The sequence below is a fragment of the Mycobacterium sp. MOTT36Y genome (genome assembly GCF_000262165.1).
Lineage (GTDB): Bacteria > Actinomycetota > Actinomycetes > Mycobacteriales > Mycobacteriaceae > Mycobacterium > Mycobacterium intracellulare.
Genome location: NC_017904.1, coordinates 3,590,188 through 3,605,346 on the forward strand (window position 1 = coordinate 3,590,188; position 15,159 = coordinate 3,605,346).

General features: G+C 68.6%; 11 protein-coding genes. 4 read left to right on the forward strand and 7 right to left on the reverse strand.

Annotation, left to right across the window (positions count from 1 at the left end; all coding sequences use genetic code 11):
* Positions 1–34: 34 nt before the first annotated feature.
* Positions 35–1,465 carry an NAD(P)/FAD-dependent oxidoreductase gene (locus tag W7S_RS15935; protein ID WP_014712001.1) on the reverse strand — a complete coding sequence of 477 codons (1,431 nt, stop codon included), beginning with the start codon at positions 1,463–1,465 and terminating at the stop codon, positions 35–37.
* The gene (locus W7S_RS15940; protein WP_014712002.1) at positions 1,458–3,203 is read right to left on the reverse strand and encodes a DUF3556 domain-containing protein; all 1,746 of its coding nucleotides are present in this window, start codon (positions 3,201–3,203) and stop codon (positions 1,458–1,460) included. The genes W7S_RS15935 and W7S_RS15940 overlap by 8 nt, the downstream gene beginning before the upstream one ends.
* A 179-nt stretch (positions 3,204–3,382) precedes the next feature.
* Between W7S_RS15940 and W7S_RS15945 the strand changes: the two genes are divergently transcribed.
* The 4 genes from W7S_RS15945 (at position 3,383) to W7S_RS15960 (ending at position 8,707) form a co-directional block, all read left to right on the forward strand.
* Positions 3,383–4,192: a lysophospholipid acyltransferase family protein gene (locus W7S_RS15945; protein ID WP_014712003.1), complete on the forward strand. Its 810-nt coding sequence runs from the start codon at positions 3,383–3,385 to the stop codon at positions 4,190–4,192.
* Positions 4,193–4,195: 3 nt separating this feature from the next.
* Positions 4,196–5,827, forward strand: a complete 1,632-nt coding sequence (fadD12, locus tag W7S_RS15950; protein ID WP_041297915.1) for an acyl-CoA ligase FadD12 — start codon at positions 4,196–4,198, stop codon at positions 5,825–5,827.
* The gene (locus W7S_RS15955; RefSeq protein WP_014712005.1) at positions 5,827–7,104 is read left to right on the forward strand and encodes an alpha/beta hydrolase; all 1,278 of its coding nucleotides are present in this window, start codon (positions 5,827–5,829) and stop codon (positions 7,102–7,104) included. Before fadD12 ends, W7S_RS15955 begins: the two co-directional genes overlap by 1 nt.
* A gap of 208 nt (positions 7,105–7,312) precedes the next feature.
* On the forward strand, positions 7,313–8,707 hold the full coding sequence (locus W7S_RS15960; RefSeq protein ID WP_014712006.1) for an HNH endonuclease signature motif containing protein: 1,395 nt from the start codon (positions 7,313–7,315) through the stop codon (positions 8,705–8,707).
* Between the two features lie 66 nt (positions 8,708–8,773).
* Here W7S_RS15960 and W7S_RS15965 read toward each other — a convergent pair whose 3' ends face one another.
* Genes W7S_RS15965 through uvrC form a run of 5 tightly spaced genes read right to left on the reverse strand, consistent with a single transcriptional unit; the run spans position 8,774 to position 15,137 of the window.
* A complete protein-coding gene (locus W7S_RS15965) occupies positions 8,774–10,174 on the reverse strand; it encodes a wax ester/triacylglycerol synthase family O-acyltransferase (RefSeq protein WP_014385259.1) in 1,401 nt (466 codons plus the stop codon).
* A 52-nt stretch (positions 10,175–10,226) separates the two neighbouring features.
* The gene (gene whiA / locus W7S_RS15970; RefSeq protein WP_026071328.1) at positions 10,227–11,204 is read right to left on the reverse strand and encodes a DNA-binding protein WhiA; all 978 of its coding nucleotides are present in this window, start codon (positions 11,202–11,204) and stop codon (positions 10,227–10,229) included.
* Positions 11,201–12,277 (reverse strand): YvcK family protein, encoded by a 1,077-nt coding sequence (locus W7S_RS15975; RefSeq protein ID WP_009956168.1) that lies wholly within the window; start codon positions 12,275–12,277, stop codon positions 11,201–11,203. Before W7S_RS15975 ends, whiA begins: the two co-directional genes overlap by 4 nt.
* Positions 12,274–13,185 (reverse strand): RNase adapter RapZ, encoded by a 912-nt coding sequence (gene rapZ / locus W7S_RS15980; RefSeq protein WP_008258167.1) that lies wholly within the window; start codon positions 13,183–13,185, stop codon positions 12,274–12,276. The genes W7S_RS15975 and rapZ overlap by 4 nt, the downstream gene beginning before the upstream one ends.
* Positions 13,182–15,137: an excinuclease ABC subunit UvrC gene (gene uvrC / locus W7S_RS15985; RefSeq protein ID WP_008258168.1), complete on the reverse strand. Its 1,956-nt coding sequence runs from the start codon at positions 15,135–15,137 to the stop codon at positions 13,182–13,184. The genes rapZ and uvrC overlap by 4 nt, the downstream gene beginning before the upstream one ends.
* Positions 15,138–15,159 lie beyond the last annotated feature (22 nt).

Here is a 15,159-nt window from a genome sequence, read left to right on the forward strand (position 1 = left end):
CGGCCGTGACGTCGGCCACACGCGGCCCGTACCGCTAGGCCGGATTGCGGCGCTTGCGCAGCCAGCCCAGGGCCGCCTCGGCCGCGTGGTAGCCGCACAACCCGTGGATGCCGGCCCCCGGCGGGGTGGACTGCGAACACAGATAGACACCGGGGACACCGGTCGCGTACGGGTTGACCGAGACCCGCGGCCGCAGGATCACCTGGAGCCCGTCGTTGGCGCCGCCGATGATGTCGCCGCCGATGAAGTTGGGGTTGTAGGCCTGCAGATCGGCGGTACCGCTGGTGACGGTGGCGACGACGCGGTCGCGGAATCCGGGCGCGAAGCGCTCGATCTGGTCAGTGATGATCTCGGTGGCATCGCCGGTGTAGCCGAACGGCACGTGGGCGTAGGCGTAGATCGGGTTGATATTGCCCGCCGAGCGCGACGGGTCGGCCAGGTACTGCTGCCCAAGGATGATGAACGGCCGCCGGTACATCCGTCCTTGCGACCGCTCGCGTTCGCTGTGTGCGATCTCGGCGAATGTCCCGCCCAGGTGCACGGTGCCGGCGTGACCGCAGTCGGGATTGGTCCAGGGAATGTGGCCCTCGATGGCGTAGTCGACCTTGAAGGCCGAGGACCCCTGGCGGTAGCGCCGGTAGGAGCGCTTGATGCGGCCGGGCATGGCGTCGCCATAGAGCCGCAGCGTCGCGGCCGGGGTGAGGTCGAGCATGACGATGTCGGCGTCGGGAATGTCTTTGCGGCTGGTCACTGTGACGCCGGTGGTGATCGCAGCGCCGTGTTCGGCCAGGACGGCTGCTAGCGCCGCGATGATCGAACCCGATCCGCCCGCAGCCACCGGCCAGCCGTAGTGGTGCCCGCTGGCCATGAACATCAGCGCCATTGCGGCCGTCAGCGGCCGGTCGAGCCGGGTGTAAGCGTGCGCGGCCTGGCCGCCGTATAGCGCGCGCACCCGCTCGGTGCGAAACCAGCGGGCCAGCACGGTCGCCGGCAACAGCGCGCGCGGCCCGAAGGCAGCCAGCCGGATGGGGTGGTGCGGAACATGCAGGACCGGGCGCATCAGGTCTTGGCACAGCTCGTCGAAGCCGGCGGAGAGATCGCCCACCGCGAGCCGCCACCGCCGTCCGTCGGCGCCCATTTCGGCCACGGTTCGGTCGATCGACCGGTACAGCAACCCGGCGGTGCCGTCGTCGAGCGGATGCGCGCAGTCGACCTCCGGCCACTTCCAGGTCAGCCCGTAGCTCGGCAGGTCGATCTCCTCCCAGAACGGTGAACCCACTGCCATCGGATGCGCAGCCGAGCAGACGTCGTGGATCACCCCGGGCACCGTCAGCTCGGCCGAGCGCGCTCCCCCGCCGACCGTCTCGCCGGCCTCCAGCACCTGCACGTCGACACCGTGGCGGGCGAGGTGGATCGCGGCGGCCAGCCCGTTCGGCCCGGCGCCGACGACGACTGCCCTAGCCATGGGCGTCATCAATGACGTGGACGGGGCAGTCATCCCCGGACTCGGGCCACGGCTGGCGGGTCAGCATGTCCTTGACGTCGACGTAGCCCGCCTCGATCAGGCCGGTCTTGGCGTCGAGGATGCGATACGACTGCCGTTGGACGTGGATGGGCTGACCCTCCAGGACGATGACCCGCAGGTCGCCGTCCTCGAAGCGGCAGCGGCGTTGCACCGCCTCCACAAGTTGCTCGTTGTGTAGGTGGCCCTCGCCGAAGTTCCACCCGACGAGCGGCCCGGCAACGATTTCGCCCTCACGGATCTTGTAGTCGGCTTCGTCGTCGATCGCGCGCGGCAGCAGCCCGTTGAGCGCCCGGCCATGCACGTGCATCGCGCGGAAGGCGGCGATCTTGTCCGCCAAGATTTCGGCGGTTTCCGGGTCGTAGAGCCTCGCCAGCTGATTGACGACGAGCGCGGAGCTCTTCACGATGTCGGCGTCGATCTTCTCCTCGGCGCCCGCACGAAAGCACCACACGCTGGTGGCCCAGTTGCCCGCGTAATACCGCATCGCCGGAAGGAACGAAATCTTTTCGGGGAACATGTTTCCCACGATGACCACCACCACCGCGAGGATCACGAGGGCGAGCAGCACGGGCGAACGAAGATCGGTGGCCCGGACCGCGCCGTAATGCCCGAACAGATAGAACAGCGAGAAGATGAAGAACACGTTCCATTCCAAGGGCACTCCCATTGGGAGGTTGGAAATGATGTTGAGATGGAACAGCACCATGAACGCGATCAGAAACCATCGCCACGGGTGATCGGCGGCGAAGAAGACCAGCACCGTCGGAACCACGAATTCCGCTGTGGTGCCGCCGACGTGGGCCATCAGCTTGGGCAGCAGCGACGGTCGCAGGTCGTTGACGTGGTCGAGGTAGAGCAGGTGCTTCAGCGGGGTGAACACCCGGCTTCGCAGTAGCGCGTTGTTGCTCGTCATCACCGCCACCACGTAAGGGAAATGGTGGTTGAGCTTGGAAACCGCTGCGCCCCACCACAAGCAGAGCATGATGAGCTTGCAGGCCGCGATCTGATCGGTGAACGGGAAGAAGAACACGAACAGCTTCAGCCAATAGTGTTCGCCGCGGGCGGCCAGGAAGACCGTCTTGTCGCGTAGACCTAACAGGGCCAGCGCCACGATCGTCGGGACGACCCGCACGGGGTCGATCAGGCCGACATCGCCCGCGGTGGTGACCGGCCCGCCGTGACCGGGCGACAGCAGCGCCCACACCCCGCCGATCAGAACGATGGCATACAGCGCGGCGTCGAAGGCGGTGCGCGTGTCGCCGCGGGTGAACGGAACCTTGCCGGGCCAGGCCGGGAGCCGAATTGTGTTGGGTCGCAACCAGTAAAGGATGCCGCCGATCGGTGGCATGAACCGCCCGGTCAGCGGCCCGGATCCGCAGCCGAGGCCGGTGACCTCGAACAGCAGCGTGAAGATGACGACCTTCTGGTAGACGATGGGTTGCGTCCACCAGTCGCCGATGCGGCCCAGACCGCCCAGGCCGGGGGTAAGCGAGATGATCGCGGCGGGCGCGGCGACGTAGAGGGCGATCTTGAGCAGGTAGAGCAAATACACCGCGTATGGCGTGCCGAAGCCGTGTTCCGCCCAGTGCCGGGTCACGACTTGCAGCCGGGTGGCCCGGGGCAACGTGGGCCAGGTGCTGCGGTCGACTTCCGGAAGCTCCGGTGACATGAATCCCATGGGCGGCCTCGTTCCTGTCGGAAAACCAGCTGGCCCATCGAATGTATCGGCACCGCAGCCGACTCAACGGCTTACGCGGGCGAAAATGCCGAAACACCCCGACGGCGGCGCTTCCTTGGTCGCTACCATCGAGGGACTCGACTCGGCACCTGGCCCGGCGCGAGCGTCAAGGGAGGAATGTGACCGACAGCGACAACGCCGATGGCGGGGACATCGGCAAATTCGACCCCGTCTTGACCCAGCGCCTGATGGCGGTGATGCGCCCGGTCTTGAAGACGTATTTCCGGTCGGAGGTACACGGCCTGGACTCGTTCCCGCCCGGCGGTGCGCTGGTGGTCGGTAACCACTCGGGCGGCATGTTCCCGATGGACGTCCCGATCTTCAGCGCCCACTTCTACGACAAGCTCGGCTACGACCGGCCGGTCTACACGCTGAGCCACGACATCCTCATGACGGGCCCCACCGCGGACTTCTTCCGGCGTACCGGATACATCCGGGCCAATCGGGAGAACGCGGCCGTCGCGCTGCGGTCCGGCGGGGTCGTGATCGTGTTCCCCGGCGGCGACTACGACGTCTACCGGCCCACGCTGTCGGAGAACGTCATCGACTTCAACGGCCGCAAGGGCTACGTCCGCACCGCGATCGACGCCGGCGTCCCGATCGTGCCCGCGGTGTCGATCGGCGGGCAGGAGACGCAGCTCTACCTGACGCGCGGCACCTGGCTGGCCGAGCGGCTGGGCATCAAACGGTTGCTGCGCAGCGCGATTCTGCCGGTCTCGTTCGGTTTCCCCTTCGGCCTGAGTGCGGTCATCCCGCCCAACCTGCCGCTGCCGACCAAGATCGTGACCCGGGTGCTGGAGCCGATCGACATCGCCGGAAAGTTCGGCGAGGACCCCGACATCGACGAGGTCGACGAGTACGTGCGCTCGGTGATGCAGGAGGCGCTGACCGAGCTCGCCGCCAAGCGCCGGTTCCCGATCCTCGGCTGAGTCATGCCAAACCCTTTGCGCGAGACCCTTGGTCTGATCGGCACCATGCGCCGCGCCGGACTGATCGCGCCCATGCGCCCGGATCGCTACGTGCGGATCGCCGCGGCCATGCGCCGCGAAGGCATGGGCATGACGTCAGGGTTCGCCAGCGCCGCCCAACGCTGCCCGGATCGGCCCGGCCTGATCGACGAGCGGGGCAGCCTGACCTGGCGCGAACTCGATGAGCGGTGCAACGCGCTCGCCGCGGCGCTGCAGGGGTTGCCGTCGGGCCAGCCCCGCGTCATCGGGATCATGTGCCGCAATCACCGCGGTTTCGTCGAGGCGTTGGTGGCCGCCGACCGGATCGGCTCGGACATCCTGCTGCTCAACACGTCGTTCGCCGGGCCGGCGCTGGCCGACGTGGTGACCCGCGAGGGCGTCGACGCCGTCATCTACGACGAGGAGTTCACCGAGACGGTGGACCGCGCGCTGGCCGGCACGCCTGACGCGACCCGCATCGTGGCGTGGACCGATGCCGAGCATGAGCGCACGGTCGAGGGGCTGATCGCGGCCCGGGCAGGCGCTCAACCCCAGCGCACCGGGCGCAAGGGCAAGATGATCCTGCTCACCTCCGGCACCACCGGAACGCCCAAGGGCGCCAAGCAATCTGGCGGCAACGCGGGAATCGGAACGCTGAAGGCGATCCTGGACCGCACGCCGTGGCGGGCGGAGGAGCCCATCGTGATCGTGGCGCCGATGTTCCACGCCTGGGGCTTTTCCCAGCTGCTGCTCGCGGCGTCGTTCGCCTGCCCGGTGATCACCCGGCGCAAATTCGACCCGGAGGCCACCCTGGACCTTATCGACCGGCACAAGGCGACCGGCCTGGTGGTGGTGCCCGTGATGTTCGACCGGATCATGGATCTGCCGGCCGAGGTGCGGCGCCGCTACAGCGGCCGGTCCCTGCGGTTCGCCGCGGCATCCGGTTCGCGGATGCGCCCCGACGTCGTCACCGCGTTCATGGACGAGTTCGGCGACGTGATCTACAACAACTACAACGCCACCGAGGCGGGCATGATCGCCACCGCCACGCCGGCCGACCTGCGCGCGGCGCCCGACACCGCGGGCCGGCCCGCCGGTGGAACCGAAATCCGCATCCTGGACCCGGAATTCAATGAGCTGCCCGCCGGCGAGGTCGGCAGCATCTACGTGCGCAACAACACCCAGTTCGACGGCTACACCTCGGGCAGCACGAAAGACTTTCACGCCGGATTCATGTCGTCGGGCGACGTCGGGTATCTGGATTCCGCGGGCCGGCTGTTCGTCGTCGGCCGCGACGACGAGATGATCGTGTCCGGCGGCGAGAACGTCTACCCGATCGAGGTGGAGAAGGCGCTCGCAGCACATCCCGACGTGGCCGAGGCGGCGGTGATCGGCGTCGACGACGAACAATACGGCCAGCGGCTGGCGGCGTTCGTGGTGCTGGAACCGGGCGGCCACCTTGATGAGAAGGCCACCCCCGACACCCTCAAGCAACACGTGCGGGACAACCTCGCCAACTACAAGGTGCCGCGCGAGATCGCAATCCTTGACGAACTTCCCCGCAGCAGCACCGGCAAGATCCTGCGCGCGGAGCTGCGAGCACGGGTCGGCGGCTGATGCGGTTGCTCCGGACCATCAGAAGGCCCAAGCCCCGGCCGCTGGTGCGCGCCGCGCTGGAATTGGCCAACGCCGCCAACGGTTTACGGCCGCTGGCCCGCAAGGGCTACAGCACGGTGCTGGTGTTCTGGTTCGGGTGGCCGGCGTCCGAGGTGCCGGGCGTGTACTTCTCCGCTTCGCTTTTGGACGTGCTGCGGCGCGGGCGCCGCGGCGACTTCGCGGGACGTCGCGGGAAGGTGGCGCTGGCGCTGACGGCGGCGTCCTGGGCCATCCTGGCGGTGATCAAGTATCGCGGCGTGACGACCCCCGGGCCAGTGCTGGAGGCGGGGCTGCGCGAGCAACTCGGCGACGACTATGAAGAGGTGCTCGACAAGCTGCCGCAAACCAAGCCCACCCGCAGCGGGCGTCGCACCCTGCCGCTGGGGAATACGGTGGCGCGGCGCCGCTACGTGGAGAAGACGAACGTGGTGTCCTACGGGCCGCACGGCCGCGCCAATCTGGCCGACATCTGGCGCCGCCACGATCTACCGCGCGACGGCAAGGCGCCGGTGCTGGTGCAGGTGCCCGGCGGCGCGTGGGTGATCGGAATGCGCCGGCCCCAGGCCTATCCGCTGATGAGTCACCTGGCCGCGCGCGGTTGGGTGTGCGTGTCCATCGGCTACCGGGTGTCGCCGCGGCACACCTGGCCCGACCACATCGTCGACGTCAAGCGCGCGCTGGCCTGGGTGAAGCAGAACATCTCCCGCTACGGCGGGGATCCGAATTTCGTGGCGATCACGGGCGGTTCGGCCGGTGGCCATCTGTGTTCGCTGGCGGCGCTGACACCCAACGACCCGGCGTTCCAGCCAGGCTTCGAGGAGGCCGACACGTCGGTGGTCGCCGCGGTCCCGGTGTACGGGCGCTACGACTGGTTTTCCACCGAGGGCGAGGGCCGGCGCGAATTCGTGGAGTTGCTCCAAAAGTTCGTCGTCAAGCGGAAATTCAGCACCCACCGCGACATCTACGTCGACGCCTCGCCGATCCGTCGGCTGCGCGCCGACGCGCCACCCTTCTTCGTCCTGCACGGCCACGACGATTCGCTGATCCCGGTGGGCGAGGCGCAGGAGTTCGTCGAGGAGCTGCGCGCGGTGTCGAAGTCGCCGGTCGCCTACGCCGAATTGCCGCACGCCCAACACGCTTTCGACATCTTCAGTTCCCCGCGGGCCCACCGTTCCGCGGAGGCCGTGGCGCGGTTCTTGTCGTGGGTGTACGCGACGCGTCCGCCCCAGCGCGACTAGGACGGCTCGCCGCCGCCCGAGGTGGTGCCCCGAGCAGCGCTCCGGCGCCCCGGGCCGTCGGTTCTCGCGCCTCCGGCCGTCGGTTCTCGCGCCTCCGGCCGACGCGGTTTCGGATATCGGAAACGTATACTGAAATCCCTTGTGTCACTGTTGTTTCAGTGGTCACAATGCGGGCTTTTCTGTCGGTGGCCCTCGATAGTTTGACGGTATGAGTTCGGGCGGCATCAGCGATCGGGACGCGATCAGCGCGGCCTTCGACGCGCTCGATGCCGCGATCGAGGGTGTGGGGGCACTGAGTTTTGATGCGCTGACTCCGCGCGAGTGCCTGGCGCTGTTGGAGCGCTGCGAAAAGGCGCGCCGCCGGCTGCCGGTGCCCGAGCATGCGTTGATCAACCACCTGGCCCGCCAGGCCAGCATCCAAGAACTCGGCGCCCCGCTGGATCAGGCGATCGCTGACCGGCTGCGGATCAGCCGCGCCGAAGCCGCCCGGCGGGTCAAAGAGGCCGCCGATCTGGGCCCACGCCACGGGCTAACCGGTGAACCCTTGCCCCCAGTGTTAGCGGCCACCGCCGCCGCTCAACGCCGCGGTGAGCTGGGCGCCGCCCATGTGGCGGTGATCCGCAGATTCTTTCGCCGCCTGCCCGGCTGGATCGGCACGGTCACCCGCGAGCGCGTCGAAGCCGACCTGGCCGGCCACGCCGCGTATCACCGGCCCGACGAACTCGACGGACTGGCCCACGTCCTCGAAGATTGCCTCAATCCCGACGGCCTCTTCACCGATGAGGACCGCGCCCGCAGCCGCGGGGTGACCCTGGGCCGCCAACAACCCGACGGCATGTCGGAGTTGCGGGGCCTGATCACCCCCGAACTACGCGCCACCTTCGAAGCCGTGGAGGCCAAACTCGCCGCCCCGGGCATGTGCAACCCCCTCGACGACATTCCGTGCGTGGAGGGGACGCCCAGCCAAGAGGCCATCGACGGTGATACGCGCTCGAAGGCTCAGCGCGGCCACGACGCCCTGCTGGCCGCCCTGCGTGGGCTGTTGGCCTCCGGGGAGTTGGGGCAGCACAACGGGTTACCGGCCTCCATCATCGTCACCACCACCCTGCAAGAGCTGGAGGCCGCCGCCGGGCGAGCCCTGACCGGCGGGGGCACCATCCTGCCGATGAGTGAGGTGATCCGCCTGAGCCGCCACGCGCATCATTACTTGGCCATCTTCGATAAGGGCAAGGCCCTGGCGTTGTATCACACCAAGCGGCTGGCTTCCCCGGGGCAACGAATCGTGTTGTACGCCAAGGACCGCGGCTGCACCGCACCGGGCTGCACCGTCTCGGGCTACTACTGCGAGGTGCATCACGTCACCGACTACGCCACCTGCCACACCACCGACATCAACGACCTCACCTTCGCCTGCGGCCCGCATCACCGCATGCTCGACCCCGGCGGCTGGAGGACCCGCAAGAACACGCGCGGCGAGACCGAATGGAAATCCCCACCCCACCTCGAGCGCGGCCAACCCCGCACCAACACCTACCACCACCCCGAAAAACTCCTCCACCACGAACACGACGACGACGAAGCCGACAATCCGGGGGCTGCATAACACTTTTTGCGATCGCCTAGGTCCGATGGCGGCGCCTCATAGTCGCGAGATCGCCTGGCAGCAGGCCTAGTTGGGGCTGTTCTCCCGCGCGGCGGCCTTTTCGAGGTCGGTGAGCGCCGGCTCGATGCGATCGGCCATGTCGTCGATGTCGTTGGCCACCTCGGGCGTCGTCACGAAGCCGAAGTCGAGGTAATCCGTGTAGGAGAAGCAGGTGATGTTCAGCGCGACGTCCATCACCGGCGGCCCCAGCGGCACCAGCGAATCGAGCTTGGCGCCGGCCATGTACAGCGGGAACGACGGGCCGGGAACATTCGAGACAACCAGGTTGATAGGGGCCAGGTTTCGCGACAGACCGCTGGCGGTGTAGGCCCGCGCGGCCAGCCCCAACAACCCCGGCGGCGTCGTCTCGGTCAGCCCCATGATCTGGTGCGCCGACAACGCCTTGGCCATCAGCTTGGCGTTCTGGGTGCTTTCGTGGATGGACCGCAGCCGCTCCCCGGGGTCTTCGATGTGGGTGGCCAACGAGACGGTCATCGAGCTCACCTTGTTGCCGACGTCATCCTTGTTCTCGTCGGTGCGCGTCGACACGGGGATCTGCGCGATGAGCGGTTTGGCAGGCAGCTCACCGCGTTTGAGTAGGTAGTCGCGGGCGGCGCCGGCCACCAACGCCAGCACCACGTCGTTGAGCTTCACACCATAGGCGTCCTTGATGACCTTGGCGCGGGCCAGTTCGACGCGGCAGCCGGTGATGCGCCGGTGTGGCGAAACCGGCGCGTTGAAGCGGGTTTTGGGCGCTTCGAAGTAGCGCGGCGGCCTGCTGCGCACGCCCAGCGTGGCGATCTGCTGGCGCACGGTCTGCTCCACCAGCCGCGCGACGCGGAACGGCGTCTTGACGCCGACGTTGATGAGCGCGCCCACCGCCCGCCGCTCGATGCCCGGAATATTCAACCCCACCAGCGATCCGACCGTCTCCTGTTGCGGCGGTCGCGGTTCCGGCGTGACGTCCAGCAGGATCTCACCCAGGCCGGCGCCCGAGACGCCGTCGACGATGGCGTGGTGCATCTTGGTCAGCGACGCGATCCGGCCGCCCTCGACACCCTCGATCACCCACATCTCCCACAGCGGCCGGGCTCGGTCCAGCTTGTAGGACATCAACCGCCCCACCAGTTCCTCGAGTTCGCGCCGGCCGCCGGGCGCCGGAACCGCGATGCGCCGGATGTGGAAGTCGGGGTCCAGGTCCTCGTCCTCGACGAACCACGGCCGGTCCAGGCCGAATGGCGCCCCGGTGACGCGCCACCGCAACTGCGGCAATTCCGGCAGCCGCTCGATGATCAGCTCGCGCAGTCGCGCAAAGCTGTACTCGGAGCATTCCTTCGGGTCGCAAATCGCCAGCGCCCCCACGTGCATGTGCCAGCCCGCGGTTTCGGCCGACCAAAACGCCGCATCAACGCTCGAAAGCCGTTTCATTCCCCGACCGTAGCCCCCGCCACCCCTTGCGAACAGCGATTCGCGCGACCAGTTAGGCGTCTTCCAGCAAATCCGGCGTCACCGCCGACTCGGTGTCGGGAATGCCCTCGATCTTCGCCTTGCGGTCGGCCATCGACAGCAACCGCCGAATGCGGCCGGCCACAGCGTCTTTCGTCATCGGCGGGTCGGCGAGCCGGCCGAGCTCCTCCAGCGACGCCTGACGATGCTCGACGCGCAGCTTGCCGGCCGAGGCCAAATGGTCGGGGACGGTGTCGCCGAGGATCTCCAGCGCCCGCTCCACCCGGGCGGCCGCCGCGACCGCCGCGCGCGCCGAGCGGCGCAGGTTGGCGTCGTCGAAGTTGGCGAGCCGGTTGGCCGTGGCCCGCACCTCGCGGCGCATCCGGCGCTCCTCCCACACCAGCCGGGTGTCCTGGGCGCCCATCCGGGTCAGCAACGCGCCGATCGCCTCGCCGTCGCGCACCACCACCCGGTCGGCGCCACGCACCTCGCGGGCCTTCGCGCTGACCCCCAGTCGCCGCGCCGCGCCCACCAACGCCAGCGCCGCCTCCGGGCCGGGGCAGCTGACCTCCAGCGCCGAGGACCGACCCGGCTCGGTCAGCGACCCATGCGCCAGGAAGGCCCCCCGCCACGCGGCCTCGGCGTCGCCGACGCTGCCGCCCACCACCTGGGCCGGCAGCCCGCGCACCGGGCGGCCGCGGTTGTCGAGCAGCCCGGTCTGGCGGGCCAGCGCCTCACCGTCGTTGGCCACCCGCAATACGTACCGGGTGCTTTTGCGAATTCCGCTGGCGGACAACACATGCACGACGGCGGTGTAGCCGTAGAGTTCGAAAATGTCTTTGCGCAGCCGCCGGGCGACATTGCCGAGATCGACCTCGGCCTCGACCACGACGCGACCGCCCACGATGTGCAGCCCGCCGGCGAACCGCAGCAGGGACGTGACCTCCGCCCGGCGCGCGCTGACCGATTTCACGACCAGGCGGCTCAGTTCGTCCTTGACTTCGGTCGTCATCGCCACGAGTCGTCACCCCTTGGTCCGCTGCCGGCGGGCCCATCCCCACCTGGTGGTGGTTTTGCACCGTCGACCCGAATATCCGCGGTGGCCGTGGCCGGAGCCGCTTCCGGACCCTTGCGGGCCGCCCGGACCCCGTCCAGGGCCGCCGCGAGCTTGCCTGGATCATGTAAAGGTGTACCAGGTCGGGACACGTCGGCGAAGTGGACCTCGGCATGCAGCAGGGTGGCGGTGCGGCGCAGTTGCTCGCGTTCCCGCTCACTCGGCACCCGGTCGGCGTCGATGATGATGTCGTGCACGGTGAATCCCGGAGCGTGCTGGGCCAGCACGTGCAGATGACGCTCGACGGAGAACCCGGCGGTCTCCCCCGGCTCGGCCACCAGGTTGAGCACCAGGGCGCGGCGCGCGGACGTCGCCCGCAGCGCCGCCGCCAGCTCGGGCACCAACACGTGCGGGATCACGCTGGTGAACCACGAGCCGGGGCCCAGCACCACCAGGTCGGCGGCCATGATGGCGTCGACGGCCTGCCGGGTGGCCGGGGGGTGGTCCGGCAGCAGCCGCACCCGGCGCACCTTGCCCGGGGTGGTCGCGATCGCCACCTGGCCGCGGATCACCCGGAACATCCGCGGGTCGCCTTCCAGGCCGGACACGTCGGCCTCGATCTGCAGGGCGATCGGGCACATCGGCAGCACCCTGCCCTTGACGCCCAGGATGCGCCCGAGCTCGTCGAGGGCGGCCACCGGGTCGGCCAGCACCTCCGACAGGCCGGCCAGCATCAGGTTGCCGATCGGATGCCCCGCCAAAGCGCCACTGCCGCCGAACCGGTGCTGCAGGATGGTCGCCCACAGACGCCCATGCGGGCTGTCAGAAGCCAAGGCCGCCAACGCCATTCGCAGGTCGCCGGGCGGCACCACCCCGAGTTCGCCGCGCAGCCGGCCCGAGGATCCGCCGTCGTCGGCGACGGTCACCACGGCGGTGACGTAGGGGGTGAGGCGCCGGGCCGCCGACAAGGTCGCGTACAAGCCGTGTCCGCCGCCCAGCGCGACGATGCCCCGGTTGAACGGCTCGCTCATTCGCGACCCAGATCCCGGTGCAGCACGCGCACCGACAGCTGGTGATCGGCGTTCAGCAACTGCATCAATTGCTCGGCGATCGCGACACTGCGATGCTTCCCCCCCGTGCAGCCGATGGCGACCGTCATATAGCGCTTGCCCTCCCTGCGGTAGCCGTCCACGACCAGAGATAGCAGTCGATGGTAGGCGTCGAGAAACTCGGCCGCGCCGGGCTGGCTCAAGACGTAATCCCGCACCGCGGGATCCTGCCCGGTGCGTGGGCGCAATTCGTCGACCCAGTGCGGGTTCGGCAGGAATCGCACGTCCATCACCATGTCGGCGTCCATCGGCAGGCCGTACTTGAAACCGAACGACTCGACCGTGACGCTGGTGGTCGCGCCGGCGTCATTGCCGAACGCCCGCTCGATGGTCTCGCGCAGGCCCCGCACCGACAGCGTCGACGTGTCGATGATCAGGTCGGCGGTGGCGCGCACCGAGGCGAGCATCCGGCGCTCGGCCGCGATGCCCTCGGCCAGCGTCTGATCGCCCTGCAGCGGGTGGCTGCGCCGATTCTGCTCGTAGCGGCGCACCAACATGTCGTCGGATGCTTCCATGAACACCACCCGCGGGGCGATGTTGCGGGTCGCCAGCTCGGTGCGCACCGAATCCAGATCTCCGGTGAAGCCCCGCGACCGCACGTCCATCACCACCGCCAGCTGGGTGATCCGCGACCCCGCGTCCATGCCGAGGTCGACCATGCGGGTGATCAGCTGCGGGGGCAGGTTGTCGGCCACATACCAGCCGAGGTCCTCGAGCACCTTGGCCGCCGTACCCCGCCCGGCCCCGGACAACCCCGTCACGAGAACGACGTCGATACCGGCCGGGGCGTCCACCGAGTGATTCCCCGCCAACTCGCCCGGACCCGTCATTGCGCGGCCCTGGACTCGTCGGGGGCCTGCTCGGGTCGCAGCGCCTCCAGGACGGCGGTGGCGGTGGCGACGCCGATGCCGGGAACCGCGGTGATCTGGTCGACGGTGGCCTCCTTGAGGCGGGCTATCGATCCGAAATGGCTTACCAGTGCCTTACGGCGATGTTCTCCCAATCCTGGCACCGAATCCAGCACCGATGCCGTCATTCGCTTGGATCGCTTGCTGCGATGGTAGGCGATCGCGAACCGGTGCGCCTCGTCGCGCACACGCTGCAGCAGGTAAAGACCCTCGCTGTTGCGCGGCATGATGACGGGGTCGGGTTCCGAGGGCACCCACACCTCTTCGAGCCGCTTGGCCAGCCCGATCACCGCGACGTCGGTGATGCCGAGCCCTTCGAGCACCGCGCTGGCCGCGTTGACCTGCGGCGCGCCGCCGTCGACGACGTACAGGTTCGGCGGGTAGGCGAAGCGGCGGGACTTCCCTTCCGGCGAAAGCATATTCGGGTCGTTCTGCTCGCTGAGGTGGCGCGCGAAGCGGCGCCGGGTCACCTCGGCGATGGAGGCGACATCGTCGGAGCGCCCCTGTCCGGCGGCCTCCCGGATGCTGAAGTGCCGGTAGTCCGATTTGCGTGGCAGACCGTCCTCGAACACCACCAGCGAGCCCACCACGTCGGTGCCCTGCACGTGGCTGATGTCCACACATTCGATGCGCAGCGGCGCCTCGGACAGCCCGAGGGCTTCCTGAATGTTCTGCAGCGCAGCGGATCTGGCGTTGAAGTCACCGGCCCGCTTCAGCTTGTGTTGCTGCAGGGCTTCTTTCGCGTTGCGCTGCACGGTTTCGGCCAGCGCGCGTTTGTCACCGCGCCGCGGCACCCTTAAGACGACCCTGGACCCGCGCAGGCCGGACAACCAGCTCGTCAGCTCGTCGGCGTTGGACGGCAGGCAGGGCACCAGCACCTCCCGAGGCACCGGGTTCACCGATTCGTCTGCGGCGCCGCCCAATTCGGCCTGCTCGCCGTAGAACTGCGTCAAAAACTGCTCGACCAACTGCTCCTCGCCGGAATCGCCCGGGTCGGCGGACTTTTCGACGATCCAGCCGCGCTGACCGCGGACCCGCCCGCCGCGCACGTGGAACACCTGCACCGCGGCCTCGAGGTCGTCGTCGGCGAAGGCCACCACGTCGGCGTCGGTCCCGTCACCGAGCACCACGGCCTGCTTTTCCATCGCCCGCTTCAGCGCGCCGAGGTCGTCACGCAGCCGCGCGGCCCGCTCGAAATCGAGACGCTCGGCCGCGGCGTTCATCTGCTGTTCGAGCTCGCGGGCGAACCGATCGGTCTTGCCCGACAGGAAGTCGCAGAAATCGTCCACGATCTGACGATGCTGTTCGGCACTGACCCTGCCGATGCACGGCGCCGAGCATTTGTCGATGTAGCCCAGCAGGCACGGACGGTCGATCTGCCTGTGCCGCTTGAACACTCCCGCCGAACAGGTGCGCGCCGGGAACACCCGGGTGAGCAGGTCCAGAGTTTCCCGGATGGCCCACGCGTGCGAGTAGGGGCCGAAATACCGGACGCCTTTGCGGCGCGGGCCGCGATAGACCATCAACCGCGGGAATTCCTCATTGAGGGTGACCGCCAGCACCGGATACGACTTGTCGTCGCGGTAGCGGACGTTGAACCGCGGGTCGAATTCCTTGATCCAGTTGTATTCGAGCTGCAGCGCCTCGACTTCGGTGTTGACCACCGTCCACTCGACCTTGGCCGCGGTGGTGACCATCTGCCGCGTTCGCGGGTGCAGACCGGAGATGTCGGCGAAGTAGGACGTGAGCCGGCTGCGCAGGCTCTTGGCCTTGCCGACGTAGATGACCCGGCCGTGCGGATCCCGGAATCGGTAGACGCCCGGCTCGACCGGGATGGACCCGGGCGCGGGGCGGTACGTGGCGGGATCTGGCACAGATCCAGGCTAGTAGCCGGGA

Coding starts and splice junctions, on each gene's coding strand:
- W7S_RS15935 (WP_014712001.1), bottom strand. CDS start 1,465: ATGGCTAGGGCAGTCGTCGTCGGCGCCGGGCCGAACGGGCTGGCCGCC.
- W7S_RS15940 (WP_014712002.1), bottom strand. CDS start 3,203: ATGGGATTCATGTCACCGGAGCTTCCGGAAGTCGACCGCAGCACCTGG.
- fadD12 (WP_041297915.1), top strand. CDS start 4,196: ATGCCAAACCCTTTGCGCGAGACCCTTGGTCTGATCGGCACCATGCGC.
- W7S_RS15955 (WP_014712005.1), top strand. CDS start 5,827: ATGCGGTTGCTCCGGACCATCAGAAGGCCCAAGCCCCGGCCGCTGGTG.
- W7S_RS15960 (WP_014712006.1), top strand. CDS start 7,313: ATGAGTTCGGGCGGCATCAGCGATCGGGACGCGATCAGCGCGGCCTTC.
- W7S_RS15965 (WP_014385259.1), bottom strand. CDS start 10,174: ATGAAACGGCTTTCGAGCGTTGATGCGGCGTTTTGGTCGGCCGAAACC.
- whiA (WP_026071328.1), bottom strand. CDS start 11,204: ATGACGACCGAAGTCAAGGACGAACTGAGCCGCCTGGTCGTGAAATCG.
- W7S_RS15975 (WP_009956168.1), bottom strand. CDS start 12,277: ATGAGCGAGCCGTTCAACCGGGGCATCGTCGCGCTGGGCGGCGGACAC.
- rapZ (WP_008258167.1), bottom strand. CDS start 13,185: ATGACGGGTCCGGGCGAGTTGGCGGGGAATCACTCGGTGGACGCCCCG.